Source organism: Lactiplantibacillus paraxiangfangensis (assembly GCF_036246185.1).
Lineage (GTDB): Bacteria > Bacillota > Bacilli > Lactobacillales > Lactobacillaceae > Lactiplantibacillus > Lactiplantibacillus paraxiangfangensis.
The window spans coordinates 79,771-96,882 of the sequence record NZ_BTPW01000003.1; the positions used below are offsets into that span (position 1 = coordinate 79,771).

Below are 17,112 nucleotides of genomic sequence, written 5' to 3' on the forward strand. Positions count from 1 at the left end.
AGTAAGTAACCACTCACTCACTTATGAAATAACAAAAGTAAACAGATTGAATTTATTGGGAGGCAATCGTATGGCACGAGCAATTATTGATTTACAACATCTGGCCAAGAAGTTTGGTAATCAAACGGTTTTAAAAGATATTAATTTAACGGTTAACCCGGGTGAAATTGTTGGGCTGATTGGACCATCAGGGGCCGGCAAATCGACCGTTATTAAGGTAACGCTAGGAATGGAAGTCGCTAGTGGCGGTTCGGCCAAAGTTTTTGATACAACGATGCCTAACCGGGAATTACTTGGCCGCATCGGGTACATGGCCCAAACGGATGCGTTATACGACGCGTTATCTGGACGTGAAAATTTGAAGTTTTACGGTCTGATGAAGGGCATCGCTAAGCAAGACATTAAGTCAGAAGTTGACTACGTGGCGAAAGTCGTTGATCTGACTAAGGACTTGGATAAGCGGGTTGCTGGGTATTCTGGTGGGATGATGCGCCGGTTATCCTTAGCGATTGCGCTGATGGGAAAGCCCGACTTGTTAATTTTAGATGAACCAACCGTTGGGATTGATCCCGCTTTGCGGCGACAGATTTGGGCTGAACTTGGTCGGATTCGTGATGAAGGTCGCAGTATTTTGATTACGACCCATGTGATGGATGAAGCGGAATTGTGTGGACGGGTGGCCTTGTTATTGGATGGTAAAGTGATGGCGTTTGATGCGCCGACTGCTCTGGAACAACAATATCAAGTGGCAACGATTGAAGATGTCTTTTTGAAGGCGGAGGGTGTTGAATAATGCGAACAATTGCAATTATGAACCGGGTGCTGAAGGAACTCTTCCGTGACAAGCGGACGTTAGCCTTGATGTTTATCGCACCAATTTTAATTATGTTACTGATGAGTGTTATTTTTAATACCAATTCATCAACTGATGTGACTGTTGGGACCGTCTCAGTCAGCCACAGTTTAAATAAACAGATGGATGATATTAAGCATGTCACTGTGAAAACGTATGACACTAAGAGCGCCGCTAAAAAGGCGTTGGCTAAAGAAAATATTGATGCAATCGTTAAGAAAAATGGCAACAATTACAGCTTAACGTATGCTAATACGGACTCGACAAAGACGGCGACCGTGAAATTAGCCTTTAAGAATGCGTTGACCGCAACGAGCATTAACCAGTTGAAGTCAGCTTTGAAGAAGAGCACTAAGGCAACGGTTAAGATGCAGGCTCAGTTGCAAGCCATTCAAAAACAACAAGCAGCGGCCACGGCTAAGGCCGGTGGCAGTGCAGTAGCGGCTAAGCAGGCAGCTTCGACGAAAGCCACTTCCACGACGACCGCGACTAAGTCAACTAGTCAAAAGTCCCCTAAGATTACGAACCACTACGTTTATGGTAACAAGGACACGGGTTATTTTGCTAAGATGTTGCCAATCTTAATGGGCTTCTTCGTGTTCTTCTTCGTTTTCTTGATTTCTGGGATGGCCCTATTAAAAGAACGGACGACTGGAACTTTAGATCGGTTGTTAGCAACGCCGGTTAGACGTGCTTCCATCGTCTTTGGGTACATGTTGAGCTATGGCGTCTTAGCAATCATTCAAACGATTTTAATTGTTTTAGTCACTGTTTGGATGCTCGGAATTGAAGTTGTGGGAAATATGGCGAGTGTGATCGTCATTAACTTAATTTTAGCGTTAGTCGCGTTGGCTTTTGGAATTTTGTTATCTACTTTCGCCAACTCCGAATTTCAAATGATGCAGTTCATTCCATTAGTAATCGTGCCGCAAGTTTTCTTCTCCGGGATTATTCCGTTGGATTCAATGGCGGCTTGGGTTAAGGATATTTCTTACATTATTCCAATCAAATACGCTGGTGATGCCGTTAGCGATATTATTATGCGTGGGACCTCAATCTTTGATTTAGGCTTTGATATTGGTATCCTGTTGATTTTCCTAGTCGTCTTAACGTTCTTAAACATTGTAGGATTAAAACGGTATCGGAAAGTTTAAGCATTGGTTTGAAAAGTATCACGGTAGATTGTTGGTTGGCGTGGTTGCCAGCATGCCGTATACTGGACGAAAGGGTAAAATGAACGTGAGGGATTTGGATGCAAGTCAATAATGTTGAAACTTTATTTAAAAAGACGTTGCGGGAGTCGGACCTGTCCGCTAAGCAACAGGCGGTCTTGCAAGTCAGTCTGAATTTATTCGCTGAGCAGGGCTTTGACCGGACGAGCACTAGTGAGATTGCTAAGGCTGCCGGCGTTTCAGAAGGGACGGTCTTCAAGCAATTTAAGACTAAAGAGGGAATTTTAAAAGCCATCTTAGATCCGATTATAGCCCACGTAGTACCGATGGTGGCGACTGAATTTCTCGATGAACTCAAGACCAATAATTTAGTCGATTTAAAGTCCTTTTTACAGTATGCCATTCGGGACCGGATGACGTTTGCGGTTGAAAATCGGCAACAGATTAGGGTTTTTGCCCAAGAAATTCTGCGTAATCCTAAAATTATTACGGACCTGTCGGGTAAGGTGGAAGCGGTCGTGAATGGGCAGGTCGGCGAGGTGCTACAGCAATTTAAAGATCGTGGTGAATTGGTAGATTGGCCAAATATGCGCATCATTCGTTATTTGGTTGGCATTCTTGGTAGCTACGTCTTCCCACAGGTCTTCTTCGCACCAACGGCTGACTTTGACGCTGATAAAGCTAGTCAGGAAGCGGTGGAAGTCTTAATGCGTGGGTTAACCCCCGTTAAATAAAAATAAGGATTCAGAAATTTTGAAATTTCTGAATCCTTATTTTTATTTAGCCTTAAACGATGGTGGCTCCGAGCGTGTTCTTAAAGTGGCGCAGTGCCCAGTCGTGTCCGGCGGCGTCAAAACTCGCAACGGCATTTTCATGGATAACGAGTTGATAGCCTAAGTTATAGGCGTCGACGGCGGTATGTAAAACACAAATATCTGTGCAGACCCCAACTAAGTGCAGGGTGTCAACGTGGCGTTCCCGTAAACGCAGGTCAAGATCGGTTCCAGCAAACGAACTGTAACGGGTCTTGTCGAATTGCCAAACGGTTGCTTCACTTTGGTGTTCGGCGTACCAGTCTTTTAAAGGCCCGTATAGCTCACGTCCCCAAGTGTTACGAACGTTATGGGGCGGAAATAGCTTGCTTTCGGGATGATACGGATCGTTGGGCGTGTGGACGTCGGTTGGCAATAGGACCCAGTCACCCGCCGTACGCATTTGGTCGGCTAGCGTTACAATGGGCGTTGCGAGCAGTTGCCCCGGTTGTCCACAAGTAAGCGCGCCTTGGTCAGCGACAAAGTCATTGGTGTAATCGATGATTAGTAAGGCTTGTTTCGTTGGCATAAAAAATCCTCCTAAGTGGTCACACTGAGATAGAAAATCCCCAGTTGGGTTTTCTTAGTCCTCAATGTATAAGTTGGTTCAGAACTTGTCAACTGTTTGGACATCCTGTAAACGGGTTTTCCGGATGTGGTCGTCAAAATAACAGTTGATTGGATTGACAATATTCTATTTCAATCATTGTTATGCTCATGCAAATTGGATTATAATTGGTTAGTTAGGTTAACCTCCAATTGACCTTAACCTTCAATCTCATTATAGAAGGGAGGGAAAATGATGAAATTAAATAATACGAATCAACGCTTTAAAGCTTTTTTAGCGGGGACGGCAACGTTGCTGACTTTGTTGGCAACTAACGCCACCGCCGCTAAAGCAGATTCAACGGCCACAACTACCGCTGAATCAACTGTCGATGCAGCATCAGTTTCAAGTGAAAAGTCAACGACGCCAGCAAAAAAAGTTGTTCTGTCAACGCGTAGTTCTACTAAAAGTAGTGCAACGTCAAGCAGTTCTTCAACGCCAGTGTCGGCTAGCCAGAGCAGCAGTTCTGCAAACTCGAGTTCAACTTCATCCGATACGACGGGTAAAGCGAGCTCTTCTAGTAGCAGTGCTGCAAGCTCAACTTCAACTTCGTCTGATACGTTGGATAAGGAACAATCTTCCAGCAGTAGTTCCGCACCTCAGGATAGCAAAAGTGATTCGGTTAAAGTGCAAACTAAAGCTAAATCAGATAATGCTGAAAATAGTAAGCAACAGACGGTGACGCAACAATATTCGCCCGTCACGACTAGTCAAAAAGGGTCGCTTAATATTTTACCCAAAGCTAGTTTAATGAAATTAAGCTACAGTAACCTCGCTGCTTTGGCAGCCCAAGCTGAGTTCGCAGTTAAAGGGATCTCAGCGGATGGCGCTACTGTGACGGATAGTAAGGGTAACGTCTATAACGGAAATGATGTGCTCAGTCTTTATGAGGGGTACATTGCGAGCTATAAATGGTCGATTGATGATGGTGTACCAGTCAAAGCCGGCGATACGGCGACTTTGTCTCTGCCAAGTCATATATTATTTACGCCCAATACAACGTTCGACGTGAAGAACAGTGATGGTCAAGCAATTGGCTCTTTTTCAGCTAAAGCTGGGGATCAAACTGGGACACTGACTTTTAACAATTATTTTGAGTTAAATAATGTGTCTAGTCGGCAAGGAACCTTCAAATTTAATGTGACTGGGAAAGATATTATTAGTGGCGATGATAATGCCAAGATCAATAAAATTGGATGGCCAATCAAAGATAGTGCAGATACAGTAATTGGCATGGAATGGCAAGTAGTTGTAAATATTGGTAGTGAAGCGTGGAATAATGTTACGGTTGTTGATCAACTGGGACAGTACCAGACACACGGTGATGCTGATGATAATAATGTTACCTTTGAAAGTGGTTACTATGGTGATAAAGGATTCGTTAGGGAAAAAACACTGGGTAAGTACAGTTTTAAAGATAATAAATTTACACCTGCTGATGATACAGCCTCATCTATAAGTGTGACAACAGATGGCAACCAGATGACCATCCAATTGGGAAACATTAAAACCGCTATTAATATGTATTATGCGGTTTCAGTTGAGCCTGACCAGACCTATGCTAACAATGCAAGTGCCACCTATACACCAGCCGGTACGACTGATCCGGGAGATGGCGGAACTACCACTCCTGGTGACGGCGATGGTAATGGTGATGGTAGTGGGACTACCCCTGGACCAACTGTTACTTCGAACCCTTCATATCATTATGGTGCTGAAGGTTCAGCAGATTGGAAGACTTATGATCTGATTGTTTATAAGACTGATAGTACAACCAAGGCTGCAGTACCGGATGCTGTTTATGAATTACAAACAGCTGCTGGTGTTGTTTTGCAAACTGGTTTAAAGACAGACAAAAATGGTCAAGTGGTGTTTGCGAACTTGGCTGCCGGGAAGTATTCATTGGTTGAAACAGCTGCGCCTGAAGGTTACTTGTTAGATAAATCTGCACATCCAATTGAGATTAATGATGAAACAGCGACGGTTGACGGTGTTGTTACCAATCGCGTTACACAAACAGTTTCTGATGATCCAATTCCAACGACTAGTTTGGCGGTTAAGAAAGTTTGGGTCAACGCTCCGAAAGCGACACCAAATGTCACAGTGACCTTGTACCTGAATGGTAATCCAACTACACAAACTTTAACTTTGACGCCTGAAAATAATTATCAAGGGTCATTCGATAACTTGCTAACTAGTGACGCTAAAGGCACTCTTTATGTCTACACGGTGCAGGAATCTGCATTGGATGGCTATGAAGCCAGTCAAGCTACGGCCGGCAATACGGTTACGCTAACGAACACTTATCGGACGATTACAGTCAATAAGACTGATGAGTCTGGTCATAAGTTAGCTGGTGCAATCTTTAAACTGACGGATGCTGATGGTAAGCAGGTTGATGAGCAAACAACTGACGAGAATGGTCAAGTTGTATTTGCTAATCTAAAACAAGGTACTTATCAGGTCCAAGAAACTAAAGCACCTGTAGGCTATACCGTGAATTCTGACATTAAGAACGTTACTTTAGATAGTCAAGTTAACAATCAAACAGTGACATTTACGGATGCTGAGATTAAAGGCAGTCTAAAGGTGATCAAAGTTGATAGCGTAACTGGTACTAAGCTAGCTGGTGCGATCTTTGAATTGAAGGATGCGTCAGGTAACGTGGTAACTGGGACGACTGATGCCAATGGCCAACTTGTTTTTGATAATTTAGCCCTTGGCACGTACACCTTAGTTGAAACGTCTGCGCCTGCTGGTTATCGACTTAATACGAAATCACAAGCAATTGTGATTTCCGCAGATAGTCCTGACCAGACCCAAACAGTCGCGGATGATGCGATTAAAGGTCAATTAACCATTACCAAAGTTGATAGCGTAACTGGTGCTAAGTTAGCTGGTGCGACCTTTGAATTGAAGGATGCAGCGGGTAAAGTGGTAGAAACTGGTACGACGGATGTTAATGGTCAACTCACCTTTAAGAATTTAGCCTTAGGCACGTACACTTTAGTCGAAACGTCTGCGCCAGCTGGTTATCAAATCAGTGCTAAGTCACAAGCAATTGTGATTTCCGCAGATAGTCTTGACCAGACACAAACAGTTACGGATGATGCGATTAAGGGTCAACTAACGATTGCTAAGATTGATAGTGTGACTGGAACCAAATTAGCTGGTGCGACCTTTGAATTAAAGGATGCAGCGGGTAACGTGGCAACAGGTACAACTGATGCCAATGGCCAACTTGTTTTTGGTGATTTATCCCTTGGCACATACACCTTGGTTGAAACAACTGCGCCAGCTGGTTATCAAATCAGTGCTAAGTCACAAGCAATTGTGATTTCCGATGAACAAGCTAACCAGGAACAAACAGTTGCAGATGATGCGATTAAGGGCCAGTTAACCATTACCAAAGTTGATAGCGTGACTGGAGCCAAATTAGCTGGTGCGACCTTTGAATTGAAGGACGCGTCAGGTAACGTGGTAACGGGTACGACTGATGCTAATGGTCAACTCACCTTTAAGGACTTAGCCTTAGGTACGTACACCTTAGTTGAAACGTCTGCGCCTGCTGGTTATCGACTTAATACGAAATCACAAGCAATTGTGATTTCCGCAGATAGTCCTGACCAGACACAAACAGTTGCGGATGATGCGATTAAGGGTCAGCTAACGATTACCAAAGTTGATCGTGTGACTGATGCCAAGTTGGCCGGTGCGACCTTTGAATTGAAGGATGCAGCGGGTAACTTAGTAGCAACAGGTATGACTGATGCCAACGGCCAACTTATCTTTAAGAATTTAGCCTTAGGAACGTATCAATTAGTTGAAACAACTGCACCTGCTGGTTATCAACTTAGTGCAAAATCACAAGAAATTGTGATTTCCGCTGAACAAGCTAACCAGGAACAAGCAGTTGCGGATGATGCGATTAAGGGTCGGCTAACGATTACCAAAGTTGATCGTGCGACTGGAGCTAAGTTAGCTGGTGCAACCTTTGAATTGAAGGATGCGTCAGGTAACGTGGCAGCAAAAGGTACGACCGATACTAACGGCCAACTTAATTTTAAGGACTTAGCGTTAGGGACGTACACCTTAGTTGAAACAGCTGCGCCTGCTGGTTATCAAATCAGTGCTAAGTCACAAGCAATTGTGATTTCCACTGAAGCGGTTAACCAGACACAAATAGTTGCGGATGATGCAATTAAGGGTCAATTAACCATTACCAAAGTTGATCGTGAGACTGGAGCCAAATTAGCTGATGCAACCTTTGAATTGAAGGATGCAGCGGGTAACTTAGCAGCAAAAGGCACGACCGATGCCAACGGCCAACTCACTTTTAAGAATTTGGCTTTAGGGACGTACACCTTAGTTGAAACAGCTGCGCCTGCTGATTATCAAATCAGTGCTAAGTCACAAGCAATTGTGATTTCCACTGAAGCGGTTAACCAGACACAAATAGTTGCGGATGATGCAATTAAGGGTCAATTAACCATTACCAAAGTTGATCGTGCGACTGGTGCCAAGCTAGCTGGTGCGACCTTTGAATTGAAGGATGCGTCAGGTAATGTGGCAGCAAAAGGTACGACCGATGCCAACGGCCAACTTGTTTTTGATAATTTAGCCCTTGGCACGTATGCCTTAGTTGAAACAACTGCACCTGCTGGTTACCAAATCAGTACGACCTCACAAGAGATTGTGATTTCCGCTGAAGTGGCTAACCAGGAACAAACGGTAGCGAACACGGTAATCCCGACAACGCCGACGAAACCGGTAATTCCGACAACACCGGAAGAACCGAAGACGCCGACGAAACCGGTAATTCCAACAACGCCGGTAATTCCAACAACACCGGAAGAACCAAAGACGCCGACGAAACCGGTAATTCCGACAACACCAGAAGAACCGAAGACGCCGACGAAACCGGTAATTCCGACAACACCGGAAGAACCAAAAACACCTATGAAACCAACCGCAGTGACTGTTACAGTCACGCCAGCGGTGGCCCAGATAAATGTGACGCCTAAAACAACGCCGCATAAAACTGCGCAAACATTGCCACAAACTGATGAATCTGAATCAGTTTGGCTAATGGTAATTGGTTGGCTAATGTTTTCATTAGCTGGCTGGTTTGGAATTCGGCGCCAACGCGCTTAGTTCAAAAACAGTCCATTAGGGATTGAAGTGCCCCATAATTGTTAGACGAGCAATTCTAACAATTATGGGGCACTTTATTTTTTGAAATAAAAACCATTCGCCAGTTTGACGAGTGGTTAAGCAAAATTAATCTGCGTTGACGGACTGTAAATACACGAGTTGGTCGGTTGAAATTTGTTCGTAGAGTTGGTTTCCTAGTTCAGCACTGTATTTTTTAGTGCTGATTTGGCTTTGAATAAAGTTGTACTCTAATTGGAACGCTTCAATCAACAGCTCATTTTGATTTTTCTGAGAATCTCGGTTTCCAGATAGGCGACGGTGGCGTTCATCGTAGGCCCGCCGAACAATCCCAATGGCTTGCTGGTTGTCCGGGGTCGCGTGACTCGTCAGAAATTGACGGACCGCCGTATAAGGTTGTTGTTCAACCGTTTGGAGTTGCGTCCACATCTCTAGCTTGCGAGCAGTTATCTGTTCACGGGTTTCACCAGCTTGCGGTTTGTACTTACGAAGTTCCTTGCGGCGTGCGCGGGCTTTGTGACTTCGCGACCATTTACCAACAATCATGAATTTAAAGAAGAAGCCGAATCGTTGCCAGAAAGTTCGTTGGTTATGCATCCGGGTGTTACTAGCAAATTGCATGTAGCGTTCGCCCAATTCATCTGACAATTCACCCCGTGCGATCATTTGATCAATGGTCTGCTGTTCAATCGTATAGGCCTGATCAAATAATTCAGTCAGCTGTGAACGTTTGGGGCGTCCGTCTAAGGCCCGTTGTCCCTCTAAAATCATGGTGACTTGGCTGGTTGTCGGGTTATCGCTGTGACTGTTTTGTAGCATTGTGATGGCGTCGGCGACCATTTCTGACTTAGCCGTTGCTAGTTCAGCTTCGGTCACTTTTTCAACTTGTTTTGGTAAGGTCAGTGGCAACCAAATTGTTGGCACCAACAAGCTCGTCAGAATGACGACTGCTGCTATGAAGATAATATCGTTGCGGTAAGGAAAGGCGGCCCCGTTTAAGGTCAGGGGGAGTGAAAAGGCCATGGCTAGTGTAATGGTTCCATGGACACCACTTAGGGCCACTACAAAGGCGTTGCGCGTCTTTTCGTGGTCGCTCCATGCCCGAATTCTGGCTAGGTCAAACCGCAACCACAAGAAACGAACGAAGGTCATTAAAACGTAGAGCAAGATTCCGAGGCCAATCAGGACCGTAACGGAACCAGTGTCGCGTTGTTGTAGATGACTGATCACGCTTGGTAACGAGACGCCTAACAGGACGAAAACGATTCCGTTCAAGATACTGGCTACGATCGACCAAGTTGTGGTCATGACAATCTGTAACCGGGAAGTCGTTAAACGTAACCGTTCGGACTGGATGCCGTGAATCAATCCAGTGGCGACGACCGCTAGAATGCCAGAAACACCAATGCCTTCAGCCAAAAAGTAAACGACGAAGGGGGTCAGTAGTGTGTAGGGCACGATTACGGAAGGCGTATCAACGCGCATATTGATCAGCATAATTCGTCCCGCCACAATAACGTAGCCAAGCAATAAACCGACTAAAATCCCGCCGACAAAGACGTAGAAAAAGTTACCGATTCCGTGCCATACGGAAAATTGCCCGGTAATTAACGATGCGATGGCCAAGTTAAACGCAACGATGCCGGATGCGTCGTTGAAGAGTGATTCATTTTCCAAGGTATCCATCACCCGGCTTGGAACGGCAACCTTAGTCGTGATTGACGAAACGGCAACGGCGTCGGTCGGCGTAATGATCGCACCAAGCGCGAGTGCCAGCGCTAGTGAAAATTGTGGCATCAATAGATGAGTCGTGCCCCCAACGATGAGGATGGTCACCATCGCTAACACGACTGCCAGGGATAAGGTCGTGCCAAAATTACGGCTGAGCTTACGGATACTGGTATTTTGACCATCGTTAAACATGAGAACTGAAATGATGACGAAAAGAAAGATTTCGGGTTCCAATTCAAAGTTTTGATAAAGTGGAATTAAAGATAATAATAAGCCCGCACCAATTTGTAAAAAGGCAACTGGAACCTGGTTAAAACGGGCATAGACGGCGTTAGCTGCAACAACGGCAGCGATGAGTAATAGCACTAAAAAGACAGTTTGCACGCCAAGCTTCCCCCTTGATTAGTTAGTTTATTTAATTTTACTCCACTTTGGAATGACAAGAAATCATCTGCACAGTGAATTGGCCAATAATTACTGACGAGTAATCGAAACCGACTAAGTTAAGTGAAATCATTTGGTTTGTGACGGTAACACCGTATAATTAACTTATCAACTTATACTGGGGGAAATAATCAATATGTTAACGATCGCCTACATCGGTAACGGCAAGAGTGCTAACCGTTACCACTTACCATTTGCATTAAAGCTTAAGGATAAAATCAAAGTTAAGACCATCTATTCACGTTCTGGACGTCAGGATTGGACGCCAATCGACGGGGTTCATTACACGACGGATATCAATGATATTTATAATGATCCGGAGATTCAACTAGTGGTTGTCTCAACACCCAGCAAAACGCACTTTAGCCTTGCTAAGGACGTTTTAAATCATGGTAAAAATGCGCTGGTAGAAAAGCCATTTACCGAAACCGTCGCGGAAGCTAAGGAACTATTTGATTTAGCTAAACAGAAAAATTTATTAGTCGAATGTTACCAAAATCGACGGTATGACTCGGATTATTTGACCATGCAAAAAGTCATTGCGGGTGGTCAACTCGGTGATTTATTAGAAGTCGAAATGCATTTTGACTATTTCCGGCCGGAAGTTCCCACCAACGTGGCCCATTTTTCATTGGACACTAGTTACTTATACGGGCATGCGTGCCACACCTTAGACCAAGTCATTGCTTACTTTGGACATCCCGATGACGTTCACTACGACGTTCGCCAGTTGCTGGGTGCCGACCGGATGAACGACTATTTCGACATTGATCTTTATTACGGTGCGTTGAAAGTCTCCGTTAAATCGAGTTACTTCCGCATCAAACCGCGGCCTAGTTTTGTGGTTTACGGGAAAAAGGGAATGTTCGTCAAAGCTGACAAGGACCGCCAAGAAACTGATTTAAAGCGGTTCTACATGCCCGACCACGCGGACTTTGGTGTTGACCAACCGGAAAATTACGGCACGCTGACGTACATGGACGACGCGGGTCAGTATCATGAAGAAAAAGTGGTCTCTGAAGTTGGAGATTACTCACGGGTTTACGAGGACCTTTATGAAACCATCGTGAATGGTCGGCCTAAAGTCGTCAAGGATGACGAAACGTTGTTACAGATTCAAATGTTAGCGACCGGTATTAAACAGTGCCGGCGTTAAGTGTTAGTTTCTGACTGGGAAAAATGACCGATTCTGGTCGATAATTTAATTAATGGGTAAAAAACGCTTGACCTGGGACCGGTTTCATAAACTATGGTAATTTTATGAAACGTTCCAGGTTTTGTTATGGAATGATAAAAAGAAGGGGGAGCGGTTGTTGTGACGAATATTCATGACATTGCGCGGTTATCAGGTTGTTCAGTTTCAACGGTCTCGCGGGTGATTAATCATCAGAAGTACGTGGCCGATGATAAACGGGCAAAGATTGAAGCAATTATGCAACAGTTGGATTATGTCCCTAACCGGGTCGCACGCGATTTGAGTAATGGTCAAACCAAGACGATTGGGGTCGTATTACCATACGCGAACCATCCGTATTTTGCACGGGTTATTGACGGCATTGTTGGGGCTGGATTTTCAGCGGGGTATAAAATCACGCTGCTACCGACGAACTACGATATGACCATTGAACGGCACTATTTGGAACAGTTGCGGGGGAAAGCGTACGACGCGTTGATTTTCACCTCGCGGAGTAGTTCGTTGGATACGTTGGAGCGTTATCGCAAGTATGGGCAAATCGTTTGTTGTGAAGATCCTGGCGATGACCGGCAACTGGCCGCGGCGTTTACGGACCGGATGGCTTCCTACGTGTACGCGCTTAAGTGGGCCCAGGCACAAGGCTATCAAACGATGGGCGTTGTCCTTAGTCGCAATAACGTGATTAGTGCTAGTACCCGGGTGACGCGGAGCGCTTATCAGGAAGTCTACGGTCAACTCACGGATGCCAATTTATTTACGGGCGCGGTCACATACGACGACGGCTATCGGGCCGGTGCGTACTTTGCCAAAGCTGAACATCCAGTTGATGCCATCTTCTCAAATGGGGATGACATTGGCGCGGGCGTCCACCAGTACTTTGTGGATCAGCACCAGCCACCGATTCAAGTCATTGGACAGGAAAACTTACTTTCGAGTCGGTTGTTGCACTTTTCAACGATTGATCACCACTTGGAAGCTTTAGGGCAAGCGGCGTTTCGATTAGCCATCGGAACGAGTCACACCCATGAATTAATTAAATCAGATTTTATTAAACGGTAAGTTGGAGGCAAATGAAACATGGTCGCAAGATTAGCAGTGTTCGATATTGATGATACGTTATTAAATAGTAAAAAGCAGTTGTTGCCCAGCACGATTGCCAGCATTCAAGCGTTAAAGGATAATCAGATCCACGTGGCAATCGCTACTGGACGGAACTTAGCCATGGCGCGGCCCGTTATTGAGGCGTTGGATTTAAGCGACTACGTTTTATGCAACGGTTCGGCAGCTTTTGCGGATCGTAAACAGGTGCATCAACACACCTTGTCACGTGAAAATTTGGCCAAGCTGATTCACGCCGCCGACCAGCAGTCCGTCGATATTGTGGTTGAATCGCTGGACGGGTTACATATTCACACGAAACCGTCTGAGCTGACCGATTCGGTACTCAACACGTTTAAAGCGCCAGAATTAGACTATGCGCCAGATTATTATTTGCACCACGACGTTTACCAAGCGATGATGTTTTATCCTAAAGCGGTGGACGCCAAATTGCCACATCCTGACGAATTCTCATTCGTTCGGTTCCACGAGTGTGGGGTCGACGTGATTCCTAAGGTGGGCTCCAAGGCCCAGGGTATTGCGAAACTGGCGGCTGCCCTCAACGTCGCACCCGCAAACGTGGTCGCCTTTGGGGACAATCAAAATGACCGCGAAATGCTACAGAGTGCGGGCACTGGGATTGCAATGGGAAATGCCGCACCTGAGATTAAGGCGTTGGCCGACCTAACGACCACCGATTGTGACCACGATGGGATTGCCAATGGTTTGAAACGGGTTGGCTGGATTTAGGCGAAGCGTTTTTTTGAGAACGGCGACGTCAGCCATAATCAGCAGTTTAAAAGTAAAGTTTGGCACTAAAATTATGCTTTAAACAAAAAGTCGTTCAGAAATAGTTTAATTTCTGAACGGCTTTTCCAAGTTTTTATGGTTGAAACGTGGCCCAAAAGGCAATTTGCTCCGTTTAACGCTCGCGAACTAATCGCCTTTTGGCCCACTCTTTTGCTCAGTTGCTTTTGCGGTAAAGTCCGTACTAATTTGTGTTAACTGAGTGTAGGTCGATTCGAAGGCGGGACCGAGTAAGTTCTGGATGCGACGTTCACTAGTTTCAAAGAAGGCTTCAATTTTAGTGGCCAGTTGGCGTGCATTTGGCGTTAGCAACAGGCGCTTGTAACGGGCGTCGTTGGTGGCGGGGACGCGAATTAAAAGGTCTTTGGCAACCATAGTCGTCACTAAGCTGGAAGCCGTTGCTTTGCGGATATTAAATTCATGTTCTAAATCCCGTTGGAAAATATCTTGAGTAGTTTCGTGGGCCGCAATGAAGTTGATCGTGCTGATTTGCATGCCAGTCAATCCTAATTGTTTGGCAAAATGATCTGAATCACGAGATAAGGCGTTATTGGCTTTTTTGATAGCAATCCCGATAGAACGTTCCATGATTGCTTCCTCCTTGATAGTTCGTTATTTAACTAATGTGAATTATAGGTAAACTAGTCTGGCAAGTCAACGTAAGATAACCCTTTAAATTTTAAATGAGTGTGCTATACTAGTTAATTAGTTCGTATTAGAACTACTAACTGTTAGGGGTTGAATTATGACAAAAAAAGTTGACTTAAAATTAATTCTCGCAATCGTGGCAACCGGGTTGCTGTCGTTTTGCGGGGTAATTGTTGAAACGGCAATGAATATCACGTTCCCAGTCTTGATGCGACAATTCAATATTGATACGGCCACGGTACAGTGGATGACCACGGCCTATTTACTGGTCGTTTCGATGATCGTTCCGATTTCGTCATTTTTAAAACGGCGCTTTCGAACACGGACGTTGTTTGTGACGGCGAACTTGTTATTTATCGCTGGGTTAGTAATTGACGCCATTGCTGGTAACTTTTCGATGTTGGTGTTAGGGCGGATTATTCAAGGGCTAGGGACGGGGATCGCGTTACCGCTGATGTTCAATATCATTTTGGATTGGACGCCTGACCAGCAGCGGGGGACTTTAATGGGGATTGGGACGTTAATCACCGCCATTGCCCCCGCTTTAGGACCGACATTTGGCGGCCTTGTTGTCAGCAGTCTTGGTTGGCATTGGATTTTTATTTTACTATTGCCGTTACTAGTCGTGTCATTGCTGCTGGGGTTGTTTTCAATTCGGCAAGCGGCCCCCACGGTTAAAGCTGGATTCGACGTTGCGGGATGGCTGGCAATTGTGGTCGTCTTTGTTGGATTTACGATGGCCTTTAGTCATTTACAACAATTAGGGACGCAACCGTGGTTAGTGATTGGGTGGCTAGTCTTGGGATTACTCGGACTAGCGGCGTTCATTTGGTTTACCCGGCGCTCAAAGCAACCATTGATTAAGCTAACGATTTTTAAAACGCGTTCATTTGATTGGCACTTGCTAGGGTTCTTCTTAATTCAGATTAATGCATTGGGCTTAGCCTTTATCTTGCCGAACTACATTCAGTTGGTTAATGGCAAATCAGCCTTATTAGCTGGCTTATTTGTTTTACCCGGGGCGGCAATTGGGGCGATTTTTGCGCCGCTAGGGGGACGGATTTTGGATTCCTTTGGTGCCGCAAAACCAATTTTAACCGGGAGTACAATTCTTGCACTGGCAATGGCCTTGTTTACGGTGTTCGGGTTGCACTTAACGGGTGCACTCATCTTAGTGTTGTATATTATCTTTATGGTCGGCATGGGACTGACGATGGGAAATACGATGACAAGTGGTTTGAGTCAGTTAAATGTCAATCAGCAAGCTGACGGTAATGCGGTCTTTAATACCTTACAACAATTTGCGGGGGCGACGGGGACATCGATCGTTTCGGCGGTCATCACCCTAGTCCAAACGCAGGCCAGTGGCAGTAATGCCCAGCGAACCGCACTGGGATCAGCGGTGGCTGTGGGGGTCTTACTCGTCTTGGTCTTGTTGAATTTGGTGGCGTTAATTAATGCGATGCGGACTCGTCAAGCATGATTGATTTTTCAGAACATGAGATAGTTACTAAAAATAATGTGGATGGTAACTAAAAAAAACTCGTCTCTGTTTTAAGCAGGGGCGAGTTTTTTTATGCTTGAACGCGATAGAAATTTTAAATTGGCTCAACAGCCGAAGCGGCTAATCCTGGTTAAGTCCGGCGTCCCGCAACATTTTCCGAATGGCGTCAACGGACTTCTTGGCGACGGCGGGGTCGGCCGGTTGAGCTGGATTTTTAGGAGCAGGGGTACTAGGCGTACTGGTATGAGCAGTGACCGTCGCCGTCGTTGTTGGCGCAGCCTGGCCGGGAACCATGTGATCCATCGTTTGGTTTAGTAGGTGGTCAACAAAGACGTTGCCTTGGTTGGTGGCGTGGCCCTTTGTCCAGTTGAAATTCAGGTGGCTAAATTGAGGCAGTAGTTGATCAACTTGTTGCCAAAGCTCGGCGTTAACTAGGGGACCGGCACTGCGTTTCCAACCGCGCCGTTTCCATCCGGCAAGCCAACCCTTAGTAACAGCGTTCAGGACGTATTGTGAGTCTAATACGAATAGAATCTGTGCGTTGGTTTGGCCCAACTTCTGTAACTGTTCCAACGCGCGTAAAAAGGCCATGATTTCCATCCGGTTGTTGGTTGCGCCCCATTCGCCGCCGGAATCGGTTGCCAGTTGGTCGCTGAGTTCAATGCGGTAAGCCCAGGCCGCCCGGTCCTCGTGTCTGACGTGGCCACCCGCAACGTTCCCCGTATTACGTGAGCCACCGTCAGTGTAGACCGTGATGTCTGCCTTTATGGGCTTTGTAGGGACCGTGGTGTGTGTGTGGCTAGCACGTGACTTCTTGGTCGGCGTTGTCGTTTTGCCTTGCATGAAGGCTTGTGCTTCCGCCTCAGTGGCAAAACTCTTGTATTGAGCTTGTGAGAAACCAGAGACCTGTTGTTGCGTTTCTGCCCAGGTCCGGTAGATGCCCGGCTGTTTTCCTTGCCGAACGGCGTAATATTTTTGTGCCATTGTTATGCCTACTTTCAAATCGTTTTAATTCAATTTACCACGTTTGGCGCTTGAGGTAAAAATAACACCGTCCCACTAGCCAAAT

At 45.6% G+C, this 17,112-nt stretch carries 12 protein-coding genes; 8 read left to right on the forward strand and 4 right to left on the reverse strand.

All coding sequences use genetic code 11. The features are described from left to right. Positions 1–70: 70 nt before the first annotated feature. From AAA939_RS02270 to AAA939_RS02280, 3 genes are all read left to right on the forward strand, one after another. Positions 71–793, forward strand: coding sequence for an ABC transporter ATP-binding protein (locus tag AAA939_RS02270; protein WP_338209848.1), 723 nt, complete (start codon positions 71–73; stop codon positions 791–793). After that, positions 793–2,007: an ABC transporter permease gene (locus tag AAA939_RS02275; protein ID WP_338209849.1), complete on the forward strand. Its 1,215-nt coding sequence runs from the start codon at positions 793–795 to the stop codon at positions 2,005–2,007. The genes AAA939_RS02270 and AAA939_RS02275 overlap by 1 nt, the downstream gene beginning before the upstream one ends. A 98-nt stretch (positions 2,008–2,105) precedes the next feature. Continuing rightward, complete coding sequence (locus AAA939_RS02280; protein WP_338209851.1) at positions 2,106–2,759, forward strand: TetR/AcrR family transcriptional regulator; 654 nt, start codon at positions 2,106–2,108, stop codon at positions 2,757–2,759. Positions 2,760–2,811: 52 nt separating this feature from the next. Here AAA939_RS02280 and AAA939_RS02285 read toward each other — a convergent pair whose 3' ends face one another. Then, a complete protein-coding gene (locus AAA939_RS02285) occupies positions 2,812–3,366 on the reverse strand; it encodes a cysteine hydrolase family protein (protein ID WP_338209853.1) in 555 nt (184 codons plus the stop codon). 270 nt (positions 3,367–3,636) lie between these two features. On the opposite strand from AAA939_RS02285, the gene AAA939_RS02290 reads away from it, so the two are divergent. Continuing rightward, the gene (locus AAA939_RS02290) at positions 3,637–8,598 is read left to right on the forward strand and encodes a SpaA isopeptide-forming pilin-related protein (RefSeq protein WP_338209855.1); all 4,962 of its coding nucleotides are present in this window, start codon (positions 3,637–3,639) and stop codon (positions 8,596–8,598) included. Between the two features lie 126 nt (positions 8,599–8,724). Here the strand turns inward: AAA939_RS02290 and AAA939_RS02295 are convergent, their stop codons facing one another. Beyond that, positions 8,725–10,731 (reverse strand): Na+/H+ antiporter, encoded by a 2,007-nt coding sequence (locus AAA939_RS02295; RefSeq protein ID WP_338209857.1) that lies wholly within the window; start codon positions 10,729–10,731, stop codon positions 8,725–8,727. A gap of 196 nt (positions 10,732–10,927) precedes the next feature. On the opposite strand from AAA939_RS02295, the gene AAA939_RS02300 reads away from it, so the two are divergent. The 3 genes from AAA939_RS02300 (at position 10,928) to AAA939_RS02310 (ending at position 13,834) form a co-directional block, all read left to right on the forward strand. Then, positions 10,928–11,947, forward strand: a complete 1,020-nt coding sequence (locus tag AAA939_RS02300) for a Gfo/Idh/MocA family oxidoreductase (protein WP_338209859.1) — start codon at positions 10,928–10,930, stop codon at positions 11,945–11,947. Positions 11,948–12,106: 159 nt separating this feature from the next. Beyond that, positions 12,107–13,045 carry a LacI family DNA-binding transcriptional regulator gene (locus AAA939_RS02305; protein WP_338230436.1) on the forward strand — a complete coding sequence of 313 codons (939 nt, stop codon included), beginning with the start codon at positions 12,107–12,109 and terminating at the stop codon, positions 13,043–13,045. An 18-nt stretch (positions 13,046–13,063) separates the two neighbouring features. Further along, entirely contained in the window at positions 13,064–13,834 is a 771-nt protein-coding gene (locus AAA939_RS02310; protein ID WP_338209862.1) for a Cof-type HAD-IIB family hydrolase, read from the forward strand. A gap of 186 nt (positions 13,835–14,020) precedes the next feature. Here the strand turns inward: AAA939_RS02310 and AAA939_RS02315 are convergent, their stop codons facing one another. Then, complete coding sequence (locus AAA939_RS02315; RefSeq protein ID WP_338209864.1) at positions 14,021–14,479, reverse strand: MarR family winged helix-turn-helix transcriptional regulator; 459 nt, start codon at positions 14,477–14,479, stop codon at positions 14,021–14,023. Positions 14,480–14,636: 157 nt separating this feature from the next. Here AAA939_RS02315 and AAA939_RS02320 point away from each other — a divergent pair, with 157 nt between their 5' ends. After that, complete coding sequence (locus AAA939_RS02320; protein ID WP_338209866.1) at positions 14,637–16,022, forward strand: DHA2 family efflux MFS transporter permease subunit; 1,386 nt, start codon at positions 14,637–14,639, stop codon at positions 16,020–16,022. 141 nt (positions 16,023–16,163) lie between these two features. Here the strand turns inward: AAA939_RS02320 and AAA939_RS02325 are convergent, their stop codons facing one another. Beyond that, a complete protein-coding gene (locus tag AAA939_RS02325; protein WP_338230438.1) occupies positions 16,164–17,027 on the reverse strand; it encodes a ribonuclease H family protein in 864 nt (287 codons plus the stop codon). Positions 17,028–17,112 lie beyond the last annotated feature (85 nt).

What these genes read in the sequence shown, in the direction of transcription:
- AAA939_RS02270 (WP_338209848.1), top strand. Translation starts at nt 71, where the DNA reads ATGGCACGAGCAATTATTGATTTACAACATCTGGCCAAGAAGTTTGGT.
- AAA939_RS02275 (WP_338209849.1), top strand. Translation starts at nt 793, where the DNA reads ATGCGAACAATTGCAATTATGAACCGGGTGCTGAAGGAACTCTTCCGT.
- AAA939_RS02280 (WP_338209851.1), top strand. Translation starts at nt 2,106, where the DNA reads ATGCAAGTCAATAATGTTGAAACTTTATTTAAAAAGACGTTGCGGGAG.
- AAA939_RS02285 (WP_338209853.1), bottom strand. Translation starts at nt 3,366, where the DNA reads ATGCCAACGAAACAAGCCTTACTAATCATCGATTACACCAATGACTTT.
- AAA939_RS02290 (WP_338209855.1), top strand. Translation starts at nt 3,637, where the DNA reads ATGATGAAATTAAATAATACGAATCAACGCTTTAAAGCTTTTTTAGCG.
- AAA939_RS02300 (WP_338209859.1), top strand. Translation starts at nt 10,928, where the DNA reads ATGTTAACGATCGCCTACATCGGTAACGGCAAGAGTGCTAACCGTTAC.
- AAA939_RS02310 (WP_338209862.1), top strand. Translation starts at nt 13,064, where the DNA reads ATGGTCGCAAGATTAGCAGTGTTCGATATTGATGATACGTTATTAAAT.
- AAA939_RS02315 (WP_338209864.1), bottom strand. Translation starts at nt 14,479, where the DNA reads ATGGAACGTTCTATCGGGATTGCTATCAAAAAAGCCAATAACGCCTTA.
- AAA939_RS02320 (WP_338209866.1), top strand. Translation starts at nt 14,637, where the DNA reads ATGACAAAAAAAGTTGACTTAAAATTAATTCTCGCAATCGTGGCAACC.
- AAA939_RS02325 (WP_338230438.1), bottom strand. Translation starts at nt 17,027, where the DNA reads ATGGCACAAAAATATTACGCCGTTCGGCAAGGAAAACAGCCGGGCATC.